This window comes from Burkholderia sp. BCC1047, from assembly GCF_902833155.1.
Classification (GTDB): Bacteria; Pseudomonadota; Gammaproteobacteria; order Burkholderiales; family Burkholderiaceae; genus Burkholderia; species Burkholderia sola.
Genome location: NZ_CADFEH010000009.1, coordinates 169326 through 188087, shown reverse-complemented (window position 1 = coordinate 188087; position 18762 = coordinate 169326). Strand labels below are relative to the sequence as shown.

Annotated in this window: 17 protein-coding genes; 13 read left to right on the top strand and 4 right to left on the bottom strand. The window is 68.3% G+C overall.

The window, feature by feature from the left end:
* The first annotated feature begins 5 nt into the window (after positions 1-5).
* From HWX55_RS12625 to HWX55_RS12605, 5 genes are all read left to right on the top strand, one after another.
* Positions 6-1214, top strand: coding sequence for an AAA family ATPase (locus tag HWX55_RS12625; protein WP_175975870.1), 1209 nt, complete (start codon positions 6-8; stop codon positions 1212-1214).
* Positions 1215-1232: 18 nt separating this feature from the next.
* Positions 1233-2600 (top strand): CpaF family protein, encoded by a 1368-nt coding sequence (locus HWX55_RS12620; protein WP_175975869.1) that lies wholly within the window; start codon positions 1233-1235, stop codon positions 2598-2600.
* Between the two features lie 34 nt (positions 2601-2634).
* Entirely contained in the window at positions 2635-3612 is a 978-nt protein-coding gene (locus HWX55_RS12615) for a type II secretion system F family protein (protein ID WP_050015321.1), read from the top strand.
* 36 nt (positions 3613-3648) lie between these two features.
* The gene (locus HWX55_RS12610) at positions 3649-4623 is read left to right on the top strand and encodes a type II secretion system F family protein (RefSeq protein ID WP_175975868.1); all 975 of its coding nucleotides are present in this window, start codon (positions 3649-3651) and stop codon (positions 4621-4623) included.
* A 330-nt stretch (positions 4624-4953) separates the two neighbouring features.
* Entirely contained in the window at positions 4954-5529 is a 576-nt protein-coding gene (locus HWX55_RS12605; protein ID WP_244140549.1) for a GNAT family N-acetyltransferase, read from the top strand.
* Between the two features lie 24 nt (positions 5530-5553).
* Here the strand turns inward: HWX55_RS12605 and gcvA are convergent, their stop codons facing one another.
* Complete coding sequence (gene gcvA, locus HWX55_RS12600) at positions 5554-6432, bottom strand: transcriptional regulator GcvA (protein ID WP_089490044.1); 879 nt, start codon at positions 6430-6432, stop codon at positions 5554-5556.
* A 127-nt stretch (positions 6433-6559) separates the two neighbouring features.
* Here gcvA and argH point away from each other — a divergent pair, with 127 nt between their 5' ends.
* The 7 genes from argH to HWX55_RS12565 all read left to right on the top strand — a co-directional run bounded on the left by argH (position 6560) and on the right by HWX55_RS12565 (position 13772).
* Positions 6560-7993: an argininosuccinate lyase gene (gene argH / locus HWX55_RS12595; RefSeq protein WP_175975867.1), complete on the top strand. Its 1434-nt coding sequence runs from the start codon at positions 6560-6562 to the stop codon at positions 7991-7993.
* The gene (locus HWX55_RS12590; RefSeq protein WP_175975866.1) at positions 7987-8880 is read left to right on the top strand and encodes an amino acid ABC transporter permease; all 894 of its coding nucleotides are present in this window, start codon (positions 7987-7989) and stop codon (positions 8878-8880) included. Before argH ends, HWX55_RS12590 begins: the two co-directional genes overlap by 7 nt.
* Entirely contained in the window at positions 8877-9680 is an 804-nt protein-coding gene (locus HWX55_RS12585) for an amino acid ABC transporter ATP-binding protein (RefSeq protein ID WP_279612675.1), read from the top strand. Before HWX55_RS12590 ends, HWX55_RS12585 begins: the two co-directional genes overlap by 4 nt.
* Before the next feature lie 82 nt (positions 9681-9762).
* Positions 9763-10602: an ABC transporter substrate-binding protein gene (locus HWX55_RS12580; protein ID WP_175975864.1), complete on the top strand. Its 840-nt coding sequence runs from the start codon at positions 9763-9765 to the stop codon at positions 10600-10602.
* Positions 10603-10609: 7 nt separating this feature from the next.
* Positions 10610-11482 (top strand): polysaccharide deacetylase, encoded by an 873-nt coding sequence (locus HWX55_RS12575; protein WP_175975863.1) that lies wholly within the window; start codon positions 10610-10612, stop codon positions 11480-11482.
* Complete coding sequence (locus HWX55_RS12570; RefSeq protein WP_175975862.1) at positions 11479-12390, top strand: polysaccharide deacetylase; 912 nt, start codon at positions 11479-11481, stop codon at positions 12388-12390. Before HWX55_RS12575 ends, HWX55_RS12570 begins: the two co-directional genes overlap by 4 nt.
* Positions 12387-13772 carry an MmgE/PrpD family protein gene (locus HWX55_RS12565; protein ID WP_175975861.1) on the top strand — a complete coding sequence of 462 codons (1386 nt, stop codon included), beginning with the start codon at positions 12387-12389 and terminating at the stop codon, positions 13770-13772. The genes HWX55_RS12570 and HWX55_RS12565 overlap by 4 nt, the downstream gene beginning before the upstream one ends.
* Positions 13773-13885: 113 nt before the next feature.
* Here HWX55_RS12565 and HWX55_RS12560 read toward each other — a convergent pair whose 3' ends face one another.
* A complete protein-coding gene (locus tag HWX55_RS12560) occupies positions 13886-14056 on the bottom strand; it encodes a hypothetical protein (RefSeq protein ID WP_167351632.1) in 171 nt (56 codons plus the stop codon).
* A 169-nt stretch (positions 14057-14225) separates the two neighbouring features.
* Positions 14226-15137: a DUF72 domain-containing protein gene (locus tag HWX55_RS12555; RefSeq protein ID WP_175975860.1), complete on the bottom strand. Its 912-nt coding sequence runs from the start codon at positions 15135-15137 to the stop codon at positions 14226-14228.
* Between the two features lie 281 nt (positions 15138-15418).
* Between HWX55_RS12555 and HWX55_RS12550 the strand changes: the two genes are divergently transcribed.
* Positions 15419-17593, top strand: a complete 2175-nt coding sequence (locus HWX55_RS12550) for a TonB-dependent siderophore receptor (protein WP_175975859.1) — start codon at positions 15419-15421, stop codon at positions 17591-17593.
* 22 nt (positions 17594-17615) lie between these two features.
* On the opposite strand, the gene HWX55_RS12545 is transcribed toward HWX55_RS12550, so the two are convergent.
* Complete coding sequence (locus tag HWX55_RS12545) at positions 17616-18431, bottom strand: response regulator (protein WP_175975858.1); 816 nt, start codon at positions 18429-18431, stop codon at positions 17616-17618.
* Between the last annotated feature and the right edge of the window lie 331 nt (positions 18432-18762).

Below are 18762 nucleotides of genomic sequence, written 5' to 3'. Positions count from 1 at the left end.
ACGACATGATCAATATCCTCGTAGCTTCCGACGATACCGCGCGGCTTTCGCAGATCGCGCGTCTCGTGGCCGACTGCGGACGCTATCGCACGACGCGCGCCACCGGCCGCCCGTCGCAGATCGAACATCGCACCGACGGGCTCGACGCGTTCGACATCCTGCTGGTCGACGGCACGTCGCTCGAGCCGTCCGAGCTGTCGGCGATCGAGCGCATCTGCCGCGCGCATGCGGGCCTGACCTGCATCCTCGTGACGGCCGACGCATCGCCGCACGTGCTGCTCGATGCGATGCGCGCGGGCGCCCGCGACGTGCTGCAGTGGCCGCTCGATCCGCAGGCGCTCGGCCACGCGCTCGGGCGGGCCGCCGCGCAGAGCACGCGACGCGATACCGACGACACGCGCATCGTGTCGTTCATGTCGTGCAAGGGCGGCGCCGGCACCAGCTTCGCGGCCAGCAACGTCGCGTTCGAGATCGCCGAGGGCTTCAAGCGCCGCGTGCTGCTGATCGACCTGAACCAGCAATTCGCCGACGCGGCGTTCCTCGTCAGCGACGAAACTCCGCCGTCGACGCTGCCGCAGCTGTGCGCGCAGATCGAACGGCTCGATAGCGCATTTCTCGACGCGAGCGTCGCGCACGTGACGGAAAACTTCCACGTGCTGGCCGGCGCCGGCGACCCGGTCAAGGCCGCCGAGATGCGCGAGGACGCGCTCGAATGGATTCTCGGCGTCGCCGCGCCGCGCTACGACTTCGTGATCTTCGACGTCGGCGTCGGCGTCAACCCGCTGTCGATGGTCGCGCTCGATCGCAGCGACCAGATCCAGCTCGTGCTGCAGCCCGCGATGCCGCACGTGCGCGCCGGCCGCCGGCTGCTGGAGATTCTCGTGTCGCTCGGCTATTCGACCGATCAGTTGCGGCTGATCGTGAACCGCGCGACGCGCGCGGGCGAGCGCACCCGCACCGCGCTCGAGGAAGTGCTCGGGCTGCAGGCGGCCTGCACGATTCCCGACGATGCCGACACGGTGCTTGAAGCGATCAACCAGGGCCATCCGGTGTCGCGGCTCGCGCGCGGCTCGGCGGTTGCACGGGCGTTGCAGGGCTATGCGAAACAACTCGTCGACGGCGAGGTGCGCGCGGGACGCAGCGCGACGCACAGCGAGCCGTTGATGTCCCGGCTGTTCGGCCGCAAGGCCACGCCGAAGCTCAAGTCGATGTAATTCTTACGGGGAACCATCATGTCATTGCGCGAACAGATGTCCTTGCATCGGGCCCAGCCGGCGGCGGTGGGCGGCGAACCGGTCGGCCCGGCGCATTCGTCGGTGCGCGACGCATACCAGAAGCTGCGCCGCGAAATTCACCTGGCCGTGCTCGAGCGCGTCGAGCTCGAGCGCCTGTCGCGGCTGCATCAGGATCAGGTCCGCATGGAGATCGGCTCGCTGATCGCACGCATCCTCGACGAGGAGCGGATGCCGGCGAACGACATCGAGCGGCGCCAGCTCGCGATCGACGTGTACGACGAGATGTTCGGCTTCGGCCCGCTCGAAGCGTTGCTGCGCGACCCCGGCATTTCCGACATCCTCGTGAACACGTACCGGCAGGTCTACGTCGAGCGCTGCGGGCAGCTCGAACTGACCGACGTGACGTTCTACGACGATGCGCACCTGATGAAGGTGATCGAGAAGATCGTGTCGCGCGTCGGGCGCCGCATCGACGAATCGAGCCCGATGGTCGACGCGCGGCTGCCGGACGGTTCGCGCGTGAACGCGATCATCCCGCCGTCCGCGATCGACGGGCCGCTGATGTCGATCCGGCGTTTCGCGGTCAACCCGCTGAAGATGGACGACCTCGTGCGCTACCACAGCCTGACGCCGCCGATGGCCGAGCTGCTCGACGCGCTGTCGCGCGCGAAGGTGAACGTGCTGGTGTCGGGCGGCACCGGCAGCGGCAAGACGACGCTGCTCAACATCCTGTCCGGCTTCATTCCGCGCAACGAGCGGATCGTGACGATCGAGGACGCGGCCGAACTGCAACTGCAGCAGCCGCACGTGCTGCGGCTCGAAACGCGGCCGCCGAACATCGAGGGCAAGGGCGAGATCACGCAGCGCACGCTGGTGCGCAACGCGCTGCGGATGCGCCCGGACCGGATCATCCTCGGCGAAGTGCGCGGCGCCGAAGCGCTCGACATGCTCAACGCGATGAACACCGGCCACGAGGGCTCGCTCGCGACGATCCACGCGAACACGCCGCGCGACGCGCTGACGCGGCTCGAGAACATGGTCAGCGTGTCCGGCCTGACGCTGCCGCCGAAGACGATGCGCCAGCAGATCGCGTCGGCGATCTCGGTGGTCGTGCAGGCGGCGCGGCTCACGGACGGCAAGCGCAAGATCATCAGCATCCAGGAACTGACCGGGATGGAAGGCGACATCATCAACATGCAGGAGATCTTCACGTTCAAGCGCACGGGCGTGGACCGCGACGGCTCGGTGCGCGGCCACTTCTGCGCGACCGGCGTGCGGCCGAAGTTCGTCGAGCGGCTGCAGGCGTTCGGCATCAACCTGCCGGATTCGCTGTACGACCCGTCCATGCGGTACGAGGCGGACTGACGCCAGGGCGTCCTGTGCTGCCGGGGAGAGGCTCATGAATGCGATCTTTTACGGTTTTGTGATTCTTACCTTCGTCGCGGTCGTGCTGTCGATCGAAGGCATCTATCAATGGTGGAACGCGCGGCACGGCGCCGCCGCGCGCCGGATCGAATCGCGCATTCGCGCGATGTCGGCCGGCGGCAACGTGCAGCAGGAGCGGCTGTCGATCCTGAAGAAGCGCATGCTCGACGAGTCGAAGCCGTTCGACCGGCTGCTGCTGCGCCTGCCGCGCGTGCACGCGCTCGATCTCGTGATCCAGCAGTCGGGCCTCGACTGGACGCTGCCGAAGCTGATCACGCTCAGCGCGACGTTCGCGGCGCTCACGTGGTTCGCGGCGAGTTTCGCGCGAGCGCCGCAGCTCGCCGCGGTGCCGCTCGCGCTGTTCGCCGGGTGGTGGCCGATGATGTACGTGTTGCGCCGCCGCGCCCGGCGGATGCGCAAGCTCGAACGGCAGTTGCCGGAGATCTGCGACATGATCGCGCGCGCGCTGCGCTCCGGTCATTCGTTCACGAGCACGCTCGGGATGGTCGGCGACGAGTTTTCCGAGCCGATGGGCGGCGAATTCCGCGTCACGTTCGACGAGGTCAACTACGGCGTGTCGCTGCACGACGCGCTGATGAACCTCGCGACACGCGTGCCGGTGCAGGACCTGCGCTACTTCGTGATCGCGGTGCTGATCCAGCGCGAGACGGGCGGCAACCTGGCCGAGCTGCTCGACAGCATCGCCGCGCTGATCCGCGAGCGCTTCAAGCTGTTCGACAAGGTGCGCGTGCTGTCGGCGGAAGGGCGGCTGTCGGCGTGGATTCTCGGGCTCTTGCCGTTCGGCACCGCGGCGGTGATGGCGCTGCTGAACCGCGAATTCCTGTCGGTGCTCTGGGAGGATCCGGCCGGGATCCGGATGGTCGGCACGATGCTGGTGTCGATGCTGTTCGGCCTGTTCTGGATCCGTCGAATCGTGCGCATTCGCGTGTGACGCGCGAGCCGAATAACGAACCGTTGCGAGGTTGTCATGCAAAACCTGAGCGTGGTCCAGGCCGTGATGCTGGGCGGCTTGTTCATCTTCGTGGCCGGCGGCGTGCTCGTCGCGATGCTGCTGTTCGCGCCGCGCGGCATCCAGCGCCGGCTCCAGCAGGCCGGCGGGACCGGGGCGGGCGGCGTCGCCGGCCCGGGCGACGGCGACGACATGGCGTCGCGCTGGGTCGCGAAGCTGGTCGAACTGTCCACCCCGATCTCGAAGCTGTCGGTGCCGAAGGAGGGCTGGGAGAATTCGCCGCTGCGCATCCGGCTGATGAATGCCGGCTGGCGCAACCAGAGCGCGGCCGCGCTGTATTTCACCGCGAAGACGATACTCGCGCTCGGCCTGCCGTGCGCGGCGCTGCTGGCGCTGATCACGACGTCGCTCGGCGACGAGCGCGCGGTGCTGTCGCTGATTCTCGTGGCGCTCGCCGGCATCGGCTACTACATCCCGAACATCGTGCTGTCGCAGCGGGTCAAGGTGCGCCAGCAGAAGATCTTCGAGGATTTCCCGGACGCGCTCGACCTGCTGACGGTGTGCGTCGAGGCGGGACTCGGGCTCGACGCGGCGCTGATGAAGGTCAGCGAGGAGCTGCGGTTTCGCAGCGAGGTGGTCGCGAGCGAACTCGATCTGCTGCTGCTCGAGATGCGCTCCGGCTTCACGAAGGAGACGGCGCTGCGCAATCTCGCGCTGCGCACCGGCGTCGAGGACATCGAATCGTTCTGCGCGATGCTGATCCAGGCGGACCGGTTCGGCACGAGCATCGGCGAATCGCTGCGCGTGCTGTCGGACATGCTGCGTACGCGGCGCCGGATGCGCGCGGAGGAGCGCGCGGCGAAGATCGCGCTGAAGCTGCTGTTTCCGCTGATCTTCTGCATCTTCCCCGCGCTGATGATGGTGCTGCTCGGGCCGGCGATGATTCACGTCTATCGGGTGCTGCTGCCCACGTTCGTCGGCATCGCGCCGTGAGCGGCGCGCGGATGCGGCTTCGCGCGCATCGATCCAGGCTCGACGTGCCGGCCCCGGGGCGATTCGGCGGCCGGCGCGGCAACAGGCTTCATGGAGGCTCCCTCCCCAGGCGGCGCCGCAAGACAGGTCGACCATAGCGGCGTCGATGCATCCTGGACCCATGGTCGATCATGGAACGGGCCGTAGTCCACCGCCTTCACGGCTGCCCCCTGCGGCTAACCCCTTGAAGCGGCATGTGCCGGATCGGGACGGCCGGCGACGGATCGATCGCCGGACCGCGCGGCCACGAACGTCGTTCGACAGCGTTGCACGGATCGTCGACAATCCGTCGTGCACATCGCGCCCGTCGGCGCAATGCCTCCGGGAGCGTCCTCAATGACTGGCCTATCCATCCGGTCCGCCACGACCGGCGATGCGCAGGCGATCGCCGATTTTCATGTCAAGGTCTGGCGGCAGACCTATCGGGATCTCGCGCCGGCCGAAGCGCACGCCGTTCTCGACGAACACTATCGCCGCAGACAATGGAATGAAAAGCTGTCGTCGAACGACGGGAACCCGCTTGTGCTGGTGGCGGAGATCGACGGCAGCATCGTCGGCATCGGGGCCGCCGGCGCGCCGTCCGATCCGGTATTCAACGGCCGTGGCGAGATCAAGTTCCTGTATGTCGATCCCGGATTCCAGCGTCGCGGCATCGGCCGCCAGCTGCTCGCCCAGCTCGCGACGCATTTGGGCCGGTTGCGGTATCCGGGCGCCGCGTTGAGCGTCGTCGACGGCAACGACGCGGCGATCGCGTTTTATGCGGCGCTGCATGGCCGGCCCGCCGGCGAATACATCGATCCAGGGCCGGTCTGGCGATCGCGCAACATCGTGATGGTGTGGGACGACCTCGCGAGCCTTGGTGCGTGAGCACACCGCGCGCGGCGACGCGTATCACGCGAGGCGTGCCCGCAGCCACGACGTGAACGCGGCCACGAGCGGCGACTCGGCCAGTTCATGACGCGTGACGAGATAGTACGCGTGGCGTGACGGCACCGTGGCGCTGAACGGCCGCACGAGCGTGCCGTCGATCAGGTCGTCGCGCACCGACAGGCTGTCGCCGAGCGCGACGCCTTGCCCGTGTACCGCGGCTTCGACGCCGATGTGCGCGTTGCCGATTTCGAGAATGCGGATGCCCGGCAGCTTGTCGGCGTTCGCTTGCGCGAGCCACCGCGTCCACGAGCCCGCATGCTCGCAGAACAGCGTCCGCCCCGCGAGATCCTGCACCTTGCGGATCGCATCGGGCCCGTTCATCAACGCCGGGCTCACGACCGGGAACAGCGCCGGATGCGCGAGCAGCTCGACGCGCCGGTTGCGCCAGTTGCCTTCCCCGTAGCGAATGCAGACGTCGACGTCCGCCGAATAGGTTTCGCGATCGTCGTTCGACGGAATCACTTTCAGATGGATACCCGGATAACGCTCCAGAAAATCGCCGATGTGCCGGGCGAGCCAGCGCGACGTCAGCGACAGCGGCGTCGACACGACGAGATCGCCGGCGGCGGCCGGCGAATCGAGCCTGACGGTGGCGTTCGCGATCATGTCGAACGCGGTACCGACCGGTTCCAGCAGCGCCTCGCCTTCGGGCGTGAGCTTCACGCGGGCCTTTGATCGGACGAATAGCGCGATGCCGAGCGTGTTCTCGAGAATGCGGATCTGGTGGCTGACCGCGCTGGCGGTCACGTGCAGTTCATCGGCGGCGGCCGACACGCTGCCGCACCGGGCGGCGGCTTCGAATGCGCGAAGCGGGTTCAGCGGGGGCAGGCGGTTGCGCATCGGCGGGGCGCGTCGCGGGCGACGATACTGAGAAAAATTTCATTAAAACGGATTCAATTTCTCGCTACAACAAAAAAAATTGAATGCCTACAGTGGGAGCAATCCAACCGAGTCGAGGTCGACCGCAATGAGCCTTACCGAACCGATCGAACGCCTGTGGGGCGGCCGCTTCCAGTCGGCGCCGTCCGACGCGCTGCAGAACCTGTCCCGCTCCGATCCGAGTTTCTTCCGTCTCGTGCCGTACGATCTGGCGGGCTCCCGGGCCCATGCGCGCGAACTGAACCGCGCGGGTATCCTGAACGACGACGACCTCGCGCAACTGCTGGACGCGATGGACGGCATCGCGCGCGACTATGCCGCCGGCGCGATCGCGCCATCGCTCGCCGACGAGGACGTGCACACGTTCCTCGAGCGCGTGCTCACGCAGCGGCTGCCGGCGCTCGGCGGCAAGCTGCGCGCCGGGCGCTCGCGCAACGACCAGGCGGCGAACGACCTGCGCCTGTATCTGCGTGACAAGGCGCGCCGGCTCGTGCGCGGCGTGCTCGACCTGCAGGATGCGCTGATCGGCCAGGCGAGCCGGCATGTCGACACGGTGACAGCCGGATTCACCCACCTGCAGCCCGCGCAGCCGATCGTGTTCGGCCATCAATTGCTCGCCCACGCGCAGTCGCTGTATCGCGACGCCGATCGCCTGGTCGACTGGGACCGTCGCACCGCGCGTTCGCCGCTCGGCGCGGCCGCGCTCGCGGGTTCGGCGATCTGCGTGCGGCCCGAGCTGTCGGCGCGGGAGCTGGGTTACGACGCGCCGTGCGAGAACTCGATCGACGCGGTGGCCGCGCGCGACCACGTCGCCGAATTCGCGTTCGTCACCAGCATGCTCGCCGTGAACCTGTCTCGCCTGTCGGAAGAAGTGATCCTGTGGACGTCGCGACAATTCCGCTGGGTGGAACTCGACGACGGCTACGCGACCGGCAGCTCGATCATGCCGCAGAAGAAGAACCCGGACATCGCGGAACTCACGCGCGGCAAGGCGGGGCGCCTGATCGGCAACCTGACGGGGCTGCTCGCGACGCTGAAGTCGCTGCCGCTCGCGTATAACCGCGATCTCGCGGAAGACAAGATCGCCGCGTTCGATTCGATCGACACGCTCGAACTCGTGCTGCCCGCGACGGCGGGGATGATCCGCACGATGCGCGTGAACGTCGACGAGATGCGTCGCCAGGCGCCGCTCGGCTTCACGCTCGCCACCGAGGTCGCCGACTGGCTCGCGCTGACGGGCGTGCCGTTCAGCGAGGCGCACGAGATCACCGGCACGCTCGTGCGCGCGTGCGAGCGGGACGGCATCGAGCTGGCCGACGCGAGCGCCGAACAGTTGCAGGCCGTCGACACGCGCCTCGCACCGGCGGTGCGCGCGCATCTGACGCTCGATGCGGCCGTCGCCGCACGCGGCGGAGCGGGCGGCACGTCGCCCGTACGCGTGCGCGAACAGATCGAGCGCCTGAGCGAGGCAATCGAGCGCCAGGCCGCGTGGGCAGCCGATTACCGGGGGCCGTCATGCTGAGCGCATCCGATTCCCGCCGTCTCGACGGCGCACCGACGGCGGCCGACGCGGCCGCGGACGACACGGCCGCCCTCGTGCGCGTGCGCCGGCGCTACTGGGGGCGCTACGTCGCATCGGTCGCGATCGTTGCCGCGCTCGCCTATATCGCCGCCGCGTTCGCGCGCGGACAGATCGAATGGCGTGTCGTCGGCCAGTTCCTGACCGCGCGCTCGATCCTGACGGGGCTCGCCAACACGATCGTGATGACCGTCCTCGCGATGACGGTCGGTGTCGTGCTCGGGGTCGTCACCGCGGTGATGCGGCTGTCGTCGAACCCGGTGCTCGGGGCGATCGCGCAGGGCTATATCTGGCTGTTCCGCGGCACGCCGGTGATTCTGCAGTTGCTGCTGTGGTTCAACCTGGCGCTGGTGTTTCCGACGCTCGGCATCCCGGGCATCGCCGAATACCGGACCGTCGACGTGATGACGCCGTTCCTCGCGGCGGTGCTCGGACTCGGCATCAATCAAGGTGCGTATACGTCGGAAGTCGTGCGGGCCGGGCTGCTATCGGTCGATACAGGCCAGTACGAGGCCGCGAAATCGATCGGCATGCCGCGCCTGCAGGCGCTGCGCCGGATCATCCTGCCGCAGGCGATGCGCGTGATCGTGCCGCCGATCGGCAACGAACTGATCGGCATGGTCAAGCTGACGTCGCTCGCGAGCGTCGTGCAGTACGCGGAGATGCTGCACAACGCGCAGAACATCTACTACGCGAATGCCCGCGTGATCGAGTTGCTGATCGTCGCGGGCATCTGGTATCTCGTGGTCGTCACCGTGCTGTCGCTCGCGCAGGCCGGCGTCGAACGGCGCTTCGCACGCGGCGCGGGGCGCGCGGCGGGCCGAAAATGAACGACACGATCCACCACTATCGGGAGAACGTCATGACGAATGCAGTCGTTCGCGCGGTCGACGTGCGCAAGTCGTACGGCGATTTCCAGGCGCTGCACGGCATCACGCTCGACGTCGAACAGGGCGAAGTGCTGTGCATCATCGGCCCGTCGGGCTCCGGCAAGAGCACGTTCCTGCGCTGCATCAACCAGCTCGAGACGATCAGCGCGGGCGCGCTGTGGGTCAACGGCGAACTGGCCGGCTACCGGCGCACGGGCAACCGGCTCCACGAGCTGTCCGAGCGCCAGGTCGCGCGTCAGCGGCTGGCGACGAGCATGGTGTTCCAGCGCTTCAACCTGTTTCCGCACAAGACCGCGCTCGAAAACGTGATCGAGGGCCCCGTGCAGGTGCTCAAGCGCCGCCGTGCGCAAGCGGAGGAGGAGGCGCGCGCGCTGCTCGCCCGCGTCGGGCTCGCCCACAAATGCGACGCGTTTCCGGTCGAGCTGTCGGGCGGCCAGCAGCAGCGCGTCGCGATCGCGCGGGCGCTCGCGATGCATCCGCAGTTGATCCTGTTCGACGAACCGACGTCGGCGCTCGATCCCGAACTCGTCGGCGAAGTGCTGGCCGTGATGCGCGATCTCGCGAAGAGCGGGATGACGATGATCGTCGTCACGCACGAGCTCGGCTTCGCGCGCGAGGTGGCCGACCGCGTCGTGTTCATGGACGGCGGCCGGATCGTCGAGAGCGGGCCGCCGGACCAGGTGCTGTCTGCGCCGACCCATGCGCGCACGCGCGACTTCATTTCGGCGGTGATTGCTTGAGCGGGCCGGGCGCCCCGTGCAGAAACGCCCGAACGATTCCTCCGTCAACGATACAAGCCCACAACGACAAGGCGACACCCCCATGAAAGCATCCGTCCTGACCCGCACGCTGGCCGCCGTCGCATTCGGTGCGCTCGCGCTTCATGCGACGTTCTCGGTCGCGCAATCCGCGCCCGCCGCCGCGAAACGCACGCTGAACGTCGCGATCGTGCCGAACTATCCGCCGTTCGAATACAAGGATCCGGCGACCGACAAGCTCGCGGGCTTCGACGTCGATCTCGGCGAGGCGCTTGCCGCGAAGATGGGCGTGAAACTCAACTGGGTCGAGACGAGCTTCGACCAGATGATGAGCGCGGTCGCGACGCAACGCGTCGACATGATCCTGTCCGGGATGACCGACCTGCCGACGCGCCGCGATGCGGTGACGTTCGTCGACTACATCGAGACGGGCCCGCAGTTCTACGTGCTGAAGGCACGCGCCGGCGAGTTCGCGCAGATGAGCGCGCTGTGCGGCAAGCGCGTGGGGTCGAGCCGGCGCACGTCGTTCCCGGACAATACGACCGCGTGGAGCGCGGAGAACTGCGTGAAGGCCGGCAAGCCGGCGATCGTGGTGGTGGGCACCGACGGCTCGTCGGATGCGCGGATGCAGCTGCGCCAGAACCGCATCGACGCGGCGGTGCAGGGCGGCGAGACGCTGCCGTACCAGAACAGCCTCGAGCAGAACGCGTATGCGCCGGTCGGCAAGCCGTTCCTGTCGCAATACACGGGCATTGGCGTCGCGAAGAGCAACACGGCGCTGAGCAGCGCGCTGACGACGGCGCTCGACCAGTTGATCGCGGACGGCTCGTACTGGAAGCTGCTCGCGAAATGGGGGCTGCAGGAACACGCGGTGGCGAAGGCGATGATCAACGGCACCCGCTGAGCGCGCGATGACGGACCTGGCGCCCCGCTGGCCCGACGCGAAGCGCGCATGCGTCGCGCTCGCGTTCGATCTCGACGGCCCGACCGGCGACGCGATGCTGAACGGGTCGATCTGGCGCAACCCCGCGTATTTCACGCTCGGCAGCTACGGGCCGTGGCGCGCGCTCGGCCGGCTGCTCGACATGCTCGCGTCTTTCGCGCTGCCCGCAACGTTCTTCGTGCCCGCCTGGGTCGCGCGAACGTGGCCCGCGCAATGCGCGGCGATCGTCGAGCGCGGCCACGAGATCGGCTATCACGGCTACCGGCACGAAGCGTTCTGGACGCTCGAACCCGATCGGCAGCGCGAGATCATGGCGCAATCCGCCGAGATCTTCGCGCGCACGCTCGGCGTGCGGCCGGTCGGGTTCCGCACGCCGTCCGGCGACTGGAGCGCGGCGACGGTGGCCGTGCTGCGCGAAGCGGGCGTGCGCTATTCGAGCTCGATGCGCGGCGACGACCGACCGTACCTGCTGCACGGCGAGGACGGCGAGCCGCCGCTCGTCGAGATTCCCGGCCGCTGGGAGACCGACGACTACGCGTCGCTCGCGTATCACCGCAACCCCGACTACCCGGCCGGACTCGACCGGATCGCGGGCTACGGCGCGACGCTCGACAACTGGACGCGCGAATTCGACGGCGTATACCGAGAAGGGCTGTGCCTGACGACGCTTCTTCATCCCAAGGTGTGCGGCAAGCCGGGACGCATCGCGTTGCTGGAAGCCTGGCTCGGCCACATGCGCGCGCAGGACGGCGTTTGGTTCGCACGCTGCCGCGATGTCGCCGACTGGTGGCTCGGGCAGGCCGCGCGGGAGGCGGCGCCCATCCAACGGAGCAGCACGTGACCCACTTTCCCGCATGGCCGGGCGGCGCGCGATACGCGGTCGCGATCACGGTCGACTTCAACGACATTCACGGCATCCAGACGCGGGAACCGCGCATTGTCGGCCGTGAGAAATCGCTGTCGGTCTGGCGTTACGGCGCGACGCGCGGTGTCGACCGGCTGCTTGCGGCGTTCGACGCGTTCGGCGTGCCGACGAGCTGGTTCGTGCCCGGCGCCGTCGCCGAAACGCATCGGGGCACGGTATGCGAGATTGCCGCGGCCGGCCATGAGCTCGGCGTGAGCGGCTATCGCTGCGAGGATTTCGATGCATTGCAGCTTGCCGCCCAGATCGACGCGTGCCGCGCGGGGCGTGCGGCGCTCGCGGAGGCGACCGGTCGCGACGCGCACGGCTTTCGCTCGTTCACCGGCAACTGGGCCGACGGCTTCGTCGAATTTCTCGTCGCGGAAGGTTTCACGTGGTCGTCGTCCTGGCGCGGCGACGATCTGCCCTACGTGCATCCGCGTAGCGGCGTTGGCCGCGGGAACGGCGCACGGCTCGTCGAACTGCCGCTGCACTACGAGCTCGAGGACGAACCGTATTTCGAGTTCAACCTGTCGCCGCCCGTGCCGGCAGGCCAGCCGCGCATCGCCGCGTACCGCGACGTGCTCGACAACTGGCGGCGCGACGTCGACGGGTTCAGGCGTTTCGGGCTGTGCTGCGTGTTGCGCCTGCATCCCGAGATCATCGGCACGGCCGGGCGGATCGCTTTGCTGCACGCGTTGCTCGCGCATTTGCGCGGCACCGGCGATGCGTGGTTCGCGACGGGGCACGACATCGCGCGCTGGTGGCATGCGCACGCACCCGTCAACGCCCCGGGCCATCCGGTCGACGTGTTCGCACGCTGCGTGGCAGAGGAGGCGGCACGATGACGACGGACACACAAGCGCGCGCGACGCGGCTCGCGGCATTCGTCGCACGGACTTCCGCCGATGCATTGCCGGACGACGTCGTCGCGAAAGCCGGGCGTCATGTCCTCGACACGTTCGGCGCCGCGCTGGCGGGCGCGTCTGCTGTCGAGACGCGCGGCGCCCGTGCGCTGACCGGCGCCGTTGGACGCGGCGGTGCGTCGCTATGGGGCACGCGACGGCGTGCGAGTGCGCGCGACGCGGCGTTCGTCAACGGCATTGCCGCGCACGCACTCGAGCTCGACGATTCGGGCGGCTGCGATCATTCGGGCGCGGTCGTGCTGCCAGCCGTGCTGGCCGCGCTGTCGTGCGCCCGCCAACCGGTCGCGGGCCGAGAATGCGTGATGGCGATCGTGCTCGGATACGACGTCGGTCGGCGCGTGCTCGAGGCGGCGGGCGGCTACTCGGCCCATAACGGCGCGGGCTGGCATTCGACGCTCAGTTGCGGCGTGTTCGGCGCGGCCGCCGCGAGCGCGCGCGTGCTAGGACTCGACGCCGCGCGCACGCGTGACGCATTGGGCCATGCGGCGAGCTTCGCCGGCGGCCTGTGGAGCTTCATTCACGATGGATCGCAGACCAAGCGGCTGCACGCCGGGCGTGCGGCGGAAGGCGGCGTGCTGGCGGCGTTGCTTGCCCGGGAGGGCGTGAGCGGCCCTGCCCGCGTGTTCGACGACGTGTGGGGCGGCTTCTTCACCACGTTCGCCGCGCCGTCGCATGCGCCCGACGCGTTGACCGACGGCCTTGGCGCGCACTGGAAGCTGATGCGCTGCTCGATCAAGCCGCACGCGTCGTGCCGCAGCGCGCATGCGGCGGTCGACGCGGCGCTGCAACTCGCGGACGGCCGCACGTTCGCGGCAGGCGAGATCGAACGGGTGACGGTGCGGGCGAGCGCCTTCGTTGCGCGGATGTGCGGCGGCCGCGACCTGTCGACGCTGTCGTCCGCGCAGATGAGCTTGCCGTACGCGGTTGCGGCGGCGCTCGTGTTCGGCGACACCGGGATCGACGCCTATCGTGCGGACCGGCGCACCGACCCGAGCGTGACTGCGCTGCTCGCGCGCATCACGGTCGATGTCGATCCGGCGCTCGGCGATCTCGACGAGCCGACGGTGAGCCTGCAGCGCGCGGACGGGACGCGGGAATCGCGGCACGTTCCGATCGCCCTCGGCGATCCGCGCAATCCGCTGCCGGATGCGGCGTTGCTGGCCAAATATCGTGCGCTGGCAAGCACGGCGTTCGACGGTGCGCGCGTCGACGCGTTGAGCGACATGTGCCTGTCGCTGGACCGGCAGGCCGACGCGCGCGTGCTGAACGAGCGGCTCGCAGGCGATTCGGAACACCTCGATTGACCGTGTCGATGGGCTTCATGCGGCAGTTGCAGCTGCAACGTGTGCGCGAGAAGCGGCCGGCCTTTTGCGCGGTCCACACTGCTGTCGGCAGGGATCGCGGCATCCGCGCCGCGCTACGACCGGTCGCGATTCCTCGCGCGCGTCGCGCCCGTGATGACCGCGATCCCGAACAGGATGACGGCCACGATCTCGATGACGTACTGCGCGACGTGCAGCGTCATCAAACCCCATGCGACGCCGCCGATGAAAATGATCCATCCGACCAGGTAGATAAGCAGGGTCATCGTTTTTCTCCTTGCAGTATTGGCCCATGGCGCGGGTGACCGGCGGTGCAAAATTTACCGGCCGCGCGGGGGCGCGATGGAGGCGCGATTCGCGAGTGGAGGAGCATATTCCGGGCCCGGGCCTGCGGTGCCGGACCGGCGTCCCGATGGTCGCAGTTGGCCGCACGTTTCATTCCGGCGCCGCATCGTGCGCCTGCAGCCCGAGCCGCGCCATGAGCCGCCCGGCATCGAACGGCGCCTGCGTTTTCGTGTCGTTGTCGAAATAGCAGTACACGTCGCGCGTCGCCGCACGCGGCGGTTTCAGCGCCGGTGCGGCGAGACGCGCATCGTCGGGCTGCGCGCCCCGGCTCCACGCTTCGATTCTGCGCGCCCATCGTTCGAGCGCCGCATCGGCGTATTCGCCCGAATACTTCGTTTCGGTGCCGTGCAGCCGGATATAGACGAACCGCGCGCTCAGATCCTCGAACTGCGGCCACGCCTCGGTCGAATCCGACACGACGAGCGCGACCTTGTGGCGGCGCAGCAGCTTCACGAACGCCGGATCCACGAAGCTGTCGTGCCGTACTTCCACCGCATGACGCAACGCGCGCTTGCGGTCGATCTGCAGATAGGGCTCGCGCACGCGCGCATCGTGCCGTCGGGCGAGGGCAAGCGCGGCTTCCGTGTCGCGCGGCAGCAGGCTCAGGAAGCGTTCCATATGCGCCGGATCGAACCGCAGCGACGGCGGGAATTGCCACAGCAGCGGCCCGAGCTTGTCCTTCAGCGCAAACAGACCCTGCGCGAAAAAATTCGCGCACGCGGTCGTGGCCGTTTCGTCGCGAAAGCGCAGCATGTGCGTCAGGTAGCGCGAGCCTTTCACGCTGAACACGAACCCGGGCGGCGTGTCGGCGTACCAGCGCCGCCAGCTGTCAGGTGCTTGCAAGCTGTAGTGCGTGCCGTTGATTTCGATCGTCTGCATGTGGCCCGATGCATACCGCAGCTCTTTGGCCTGCTTCAGGTCGGGTGGGTAGAACGTCCCGCGCCAGCCGGGGTAGCGCCAGCCCGAAATGCCGATGTGAATCCTGCCGGATGTGCGTGTCACGTCGTTGCCCGGCTGCGCCGGGTCCCTGATGCGGTTCGGGCGACGAGCAATCCGCGTGCCGCCGCCGTCGCCGAGCCGATTTCTTTTTTAAAGACCGCGCCACGTTCGGCCGGTATGATCGCTGCGCTCGCGAACGACGCAATCGGCCGGTGCATCCGACGATCCACGCGTCGCAGCCTTCGCCGGCACGGCAATCACGACACCACCGGACGGGCCCCGGCGACACGCGGCCCGCCGATTCGGCCGAACGGGCCAACCCAGCACGACGGAGTATCGACACGATGTGGACGGAGACAGGGGCGGGGCGGCGCGCGACAGCGATCGCGGCCGGCGGAGCGTTGTGCGTGGCCGCCGCGGGCGGCGCGTACGCGCAGGCATCGGCGCCGGCGGCGACAGCGGCCGTGCTGCCGGCCATCGACGTGCGGGGGCCGGCCGACGCATCGTCGGTCGGGCTCGTCGGGCGGCGCACCGCCGCCGGCACCAAGACCGACACGCCGATCGACGAGATTCCGCAAACGGTCAACCTCGTGACCGCGCAACAGATCGACATGACCGGCGCGACCGACCTGAACCAGGCGTTGCGCTACGTGCCCGGTTTCGCGACGTTCGGCGCCGACAGCCGCACCGACTGGTATGCGGCGCTGCGCGGCTTCACGCCGACGCTCTACGTCGACGGCCTGCCGGCGCCGGATACGGCCGTGATCGCGAACTGGCGCGTCGATCCGTACACGATCGATTCGATCGCGGTGCTGCGCGGGCCGACGTCGGTGCTGTACGGCGCGGGCGAGCCGGGCGCGATCGTCGACGCGCACACGAAGCTGGCCGACGGCGAGCGTGTGCGCGAAGCCGGCGTGCAGATCGGCAACGATGCGCGCAAGCAGGCGATGCTCGACGTCGGCGACACGCTCGATCCCGATCGCAAGTATGCGTACCGTTTCGTCGGCGTCGCACGCGACGGCAATGCGGTGACCGGCCCGAACGGCGACCGGCGCGTCGCGCTCGCGCCGTCGTTCCGGTGGCGGCCGAACGCCGACACGTCGCTGACGGTTTCCGCGACGTTCCTGCAGGACAGCGGCGACATCTCGTCGAACTTCCTGCCCGCGCTGGGCACGGTGCTGCCGAACCCGAACGGCCGCCTGTCGCAGGACCTCTACATGGGCGACCCGTCGTTCAACGACTACCGCAAGAAGCAATGGTCGCTCGGCTATGCGCTGGAACACCGCGTGAACGCGATCTGGACGCTGCATCAGGACGTGCGCTGGTCGCACCTGTCGGTCGACGATGCGACGGTGTTCGGCAACGGTCTCGCGCCGCGCAGCACGACGAACATGATGCGTTTCGCGGGGCTGTTCCAGCTCAACTACAGCCGGCTCGACATCGACAACCACGCGCAGGCGCGCTTCGGCACGGGGCCGCTCGAACACACGCTGCTGTTCGGCGTGCAGTTCGACCGGCAGACGACGACCAATAGCGTGTACCTCGCGCTCGCGCCGTCGCTCGACCTCTACCACCCGGTTTATCGGCCGGTGACGGCCGCGATCTTCTCCGGCCCGACGTCGCTCGGCCACGTCGATCAGTACACGGCGATGAACGGGGTCGGCGTGTACGCGCAGGACCAGATCCGCTGGCAGCGCTGGACGCTGACGCTCGGCGGCCGCGAGGACGTCGTGAATGCGCGGTTCGACGACCGCGCCGCCGGCACGCACGCGCAGCAGGACGTCAGTGCGCTCTCCGGGCGCGTCGGGCTCACCTATCGCGGCGACGCCGGGCTGTCGCCGTACGTTAGCTATTCGACGTCGTTCGATCCGGTCATCGGCGTGCGGATGTTCGGCGGCGGCCTGCCGAAACCGACCCGCGGCGCGCAGACGGAGGCCGGGCTGCGCTGGGAGCCGCCCGGCCGGAACCTGATGCTGAACGCGGCCGTGTATCGGATCGACCAGACCAACGTCGTGACGCCGACGCCGGTCAATCTCGACCCGACCGGCACGACGTCGGTGCAGACCGGCAAGGTGCGCTCGCGCGGCATCGAGCTGAGCGCGGTCGGCAAGTTGACGCGCGAGCTGTCGATCGTCGCGTCGTATGCGTATCAGGACGTCAAGAACGTGCAGGCGAACGACGCGTCGCTGAACCACTGGCCGGTGTCCGTGCCGCTGCCGCGGCAGATCGCGTCGATGTGGGCCGACTGGACCTGGCATACGGGCGCGCTGGCCGGTCTCGGCGTCGGCGGCGGCGTGCGCTACCAGAGCGCATCGGCGGGCGCGCCGGACAACTCGCTGACGGTGCCGAGCGCGACGCTTTACGACCTCGCGATCCATTACGAACTGCCGCGCTGGCGTTTCGCGGTGAACGTCGCGAACCTGTTCGACCGGCGCTACGTGAGCGGCTGCCAGTCGTACGCGGTGTGCGTGTTCGGCAACGAGCGGACCGTGCTGGCCAGCGCGAAATACAACTGGTAGGCGCGAGCGCGTCGCATGCGGCCTACGCGCGGCGTTGCGGCTCCCGCGCGGCGGTGCGCGCGCCCGCATGGCCCTGGCGCCGCCATTCGGTCGGCGTGATGCCGAACCGTTCGCGAAAGGCGGTCGCGAAATTGGCCGGCGTGGAAAAGCCGATTTCCTTCGCGATGCTGGCGATGCTGAGCGACGTGGAATCCAGCAGATCCTGCGCTATCCGCAGCCGCTCGTAGCGCAGATACTCGAACACGGTCTGGCCGAGATTGTCGCGAAACGCGCGCGACAAGCGCTTTTCGTGCGTGCCGACCGCGCGCGCCAGTTCCTCCACCGTCGGCGGATCGTTCAGCGTGCGCGACAGATGACGGATGGCCGCGCGCACGATGATGTCGTCTTCCTTGCCGTCCGCGGGCGGGCGTTCCGCATGCTCCGTCACGGCCGGCCGTTCGCGCTTCGTCCGCGACAGCTGTACGCGAATCCGCGCGATCACTTCCGCCGGCTCGAACGGCTTCACCACATAGTCGACGCCGCCGATCTCGAGCCCCTCGAGCCGCTCGTGCAACGCGTCGGCCACGGTCAGGAAGATGACCGGGATCGCGCTCGTCAGCGGATCGGCGGCCAGCAGGCGGCATGCGGTGAAGCCGTCCATGTGCGGCATGCGCACGTCCATCAGGATCAGGTCGGGCATCAGCGCCTGCGCGCGCTGGCACGCTTGCGCGCCGTCGAATGCGATGCTGATCCGGCATCCCGTGCTGCGCAGGATCTCGATCAGCAGACGAAGCTGGTCGGGTTGATCGTCGACGATCAGGATATGCGCGTCGCTCAACGCGGAGATCGGTGAAGACATCGTGCACCTGTGGTGAAAAGGCGGTTGGCTGCGTTTCCGCGGGTGGCCTGCCCGGTGCGGTGGAAACGTCGGAAGCCGCTCTGTGGCGACGCATCGCACGGCGTTCGTCGTTTTAATCACGGAGCCGGTCGACACGCGACGGATTGCCGTGAGCGCGTGGAGAACGATCGCGACTGCCGGAATCGATGCGAGCGGAATTGTAGGAGCATATTTCGAATCCGGCCAGCCATGACGACTCTATTCGCATCATTCAATCTTCTCGATTATCGAAAATGGCGGTTTGCGACAGGAACGTAAGGCGTCGACGTGCGTCAATACTCATGGTTTACGC

What these genes read in the sequence shown, in the direction of transcription:
- HWX55_RS12625 (WP_175975870.1), top strand. Translation starts at nt 6, where the DNA reads ATGATCAATATCCTCGTAGCTTCCGACGATACCGCGCGGCTTTCGCAG.
- HWX55_RS12620 (WP_175975869.1), top strand. Translation starts at nt 1,233, where the DNA reads ATGTCATTGCGCGAACAGATGTCCTTGCATCGGGCCCAGCCGGCGGCG.
- HWX55_RS12615 (WP_050015321.1), top strand. Translation starts at nt 2,635, where the DNA reads ATGAATGCGATCTTTTACGGTTTTGTGATTCTTACCTTCGTCGCGGTC.
- HWX55_RS12610 (WP_175975868.1), top strand. Translation starts at nt 3,649, where the DNA reads ATGCAAAACCTGAGCGTGGTCCAGGCCGTGATGCTGGGCGGCTTGTTC.
- gcvA (WP_089490044.1), bottom strand. Translation starts at nt 6,432, where the DNA reads ATGCGCAACCGCCTGCCCCCGCTGAACCCGCTTCGCGCATTCGAAGCC.
- argH (WP_175975867.1), top strand. Translation starts at nt 6,560, where the DNA reads ATGAGCCTTACCGAACCGATCGAACGCCTGTGGGGCGGCCGCTTCCAG.
- HWX55_RS12590 (WP_175975866.1), top strand. Translation starts at nt 7,987, where the DNA reads ATGCTGAGCGCATCCGATTCCCGCCGTCTCGACGGCGCACCGACGGCG.
- HWX55_RS12585 (WP_279612675.1), top strand. Translation starts at nt 8,877, where the DNA reads ATGAACGACACGATCCACCACTATCGGGAGAACGTCATGACGAATGCA.
- HWX55_RS12580 (WP_175975864.1), top strand. Translation starts at nt 9,763, where the DNA reads ATGAAAGCATCCGTCCTGACCCGCACGCTGGCCGCCGTCGCATTCGGT.
- HWX55_RS12575 (WP_175975863.1), top strand. Translation starts at nt 10,610, where the DNA reads ATGACGGACCTGGCGCCCCGCTGGCCCGACGCGAAGCGCGCATGCGTC.
- HWX55_RS12565 (WP_175975861.1), top strand. Translation starts at nt 12,387, where the DNA reads ATGACGACGGACACACAAGCGCGCGCGACGCGGCTCGCGGCATTCGTC.
- HWX55_RS12560 (WP_167351632.1), bottom strand. Translation starts at nt 14,056, where the DNA reads ATGACCCTGCTTATCTACCTGGTCGGATGGATCATTTTCATCGGCGGC.
- HWX55_RS12550 (WP_175975859.1), top strand. Translation starts at nt 15,419, where the DNA reads ATGTGGACGGAGACAGGGGCGGGGCGGCGCGCGACAGCGATCGCGGCC.
- HWX55_RS12545 (WP_175975858.1), bottom strand. Translation starts at nt 18,431, where the DNA reads ATGTCTTCACCGATCTCCGCGTTGAGCGACGCGCATATCCTGATCGTC.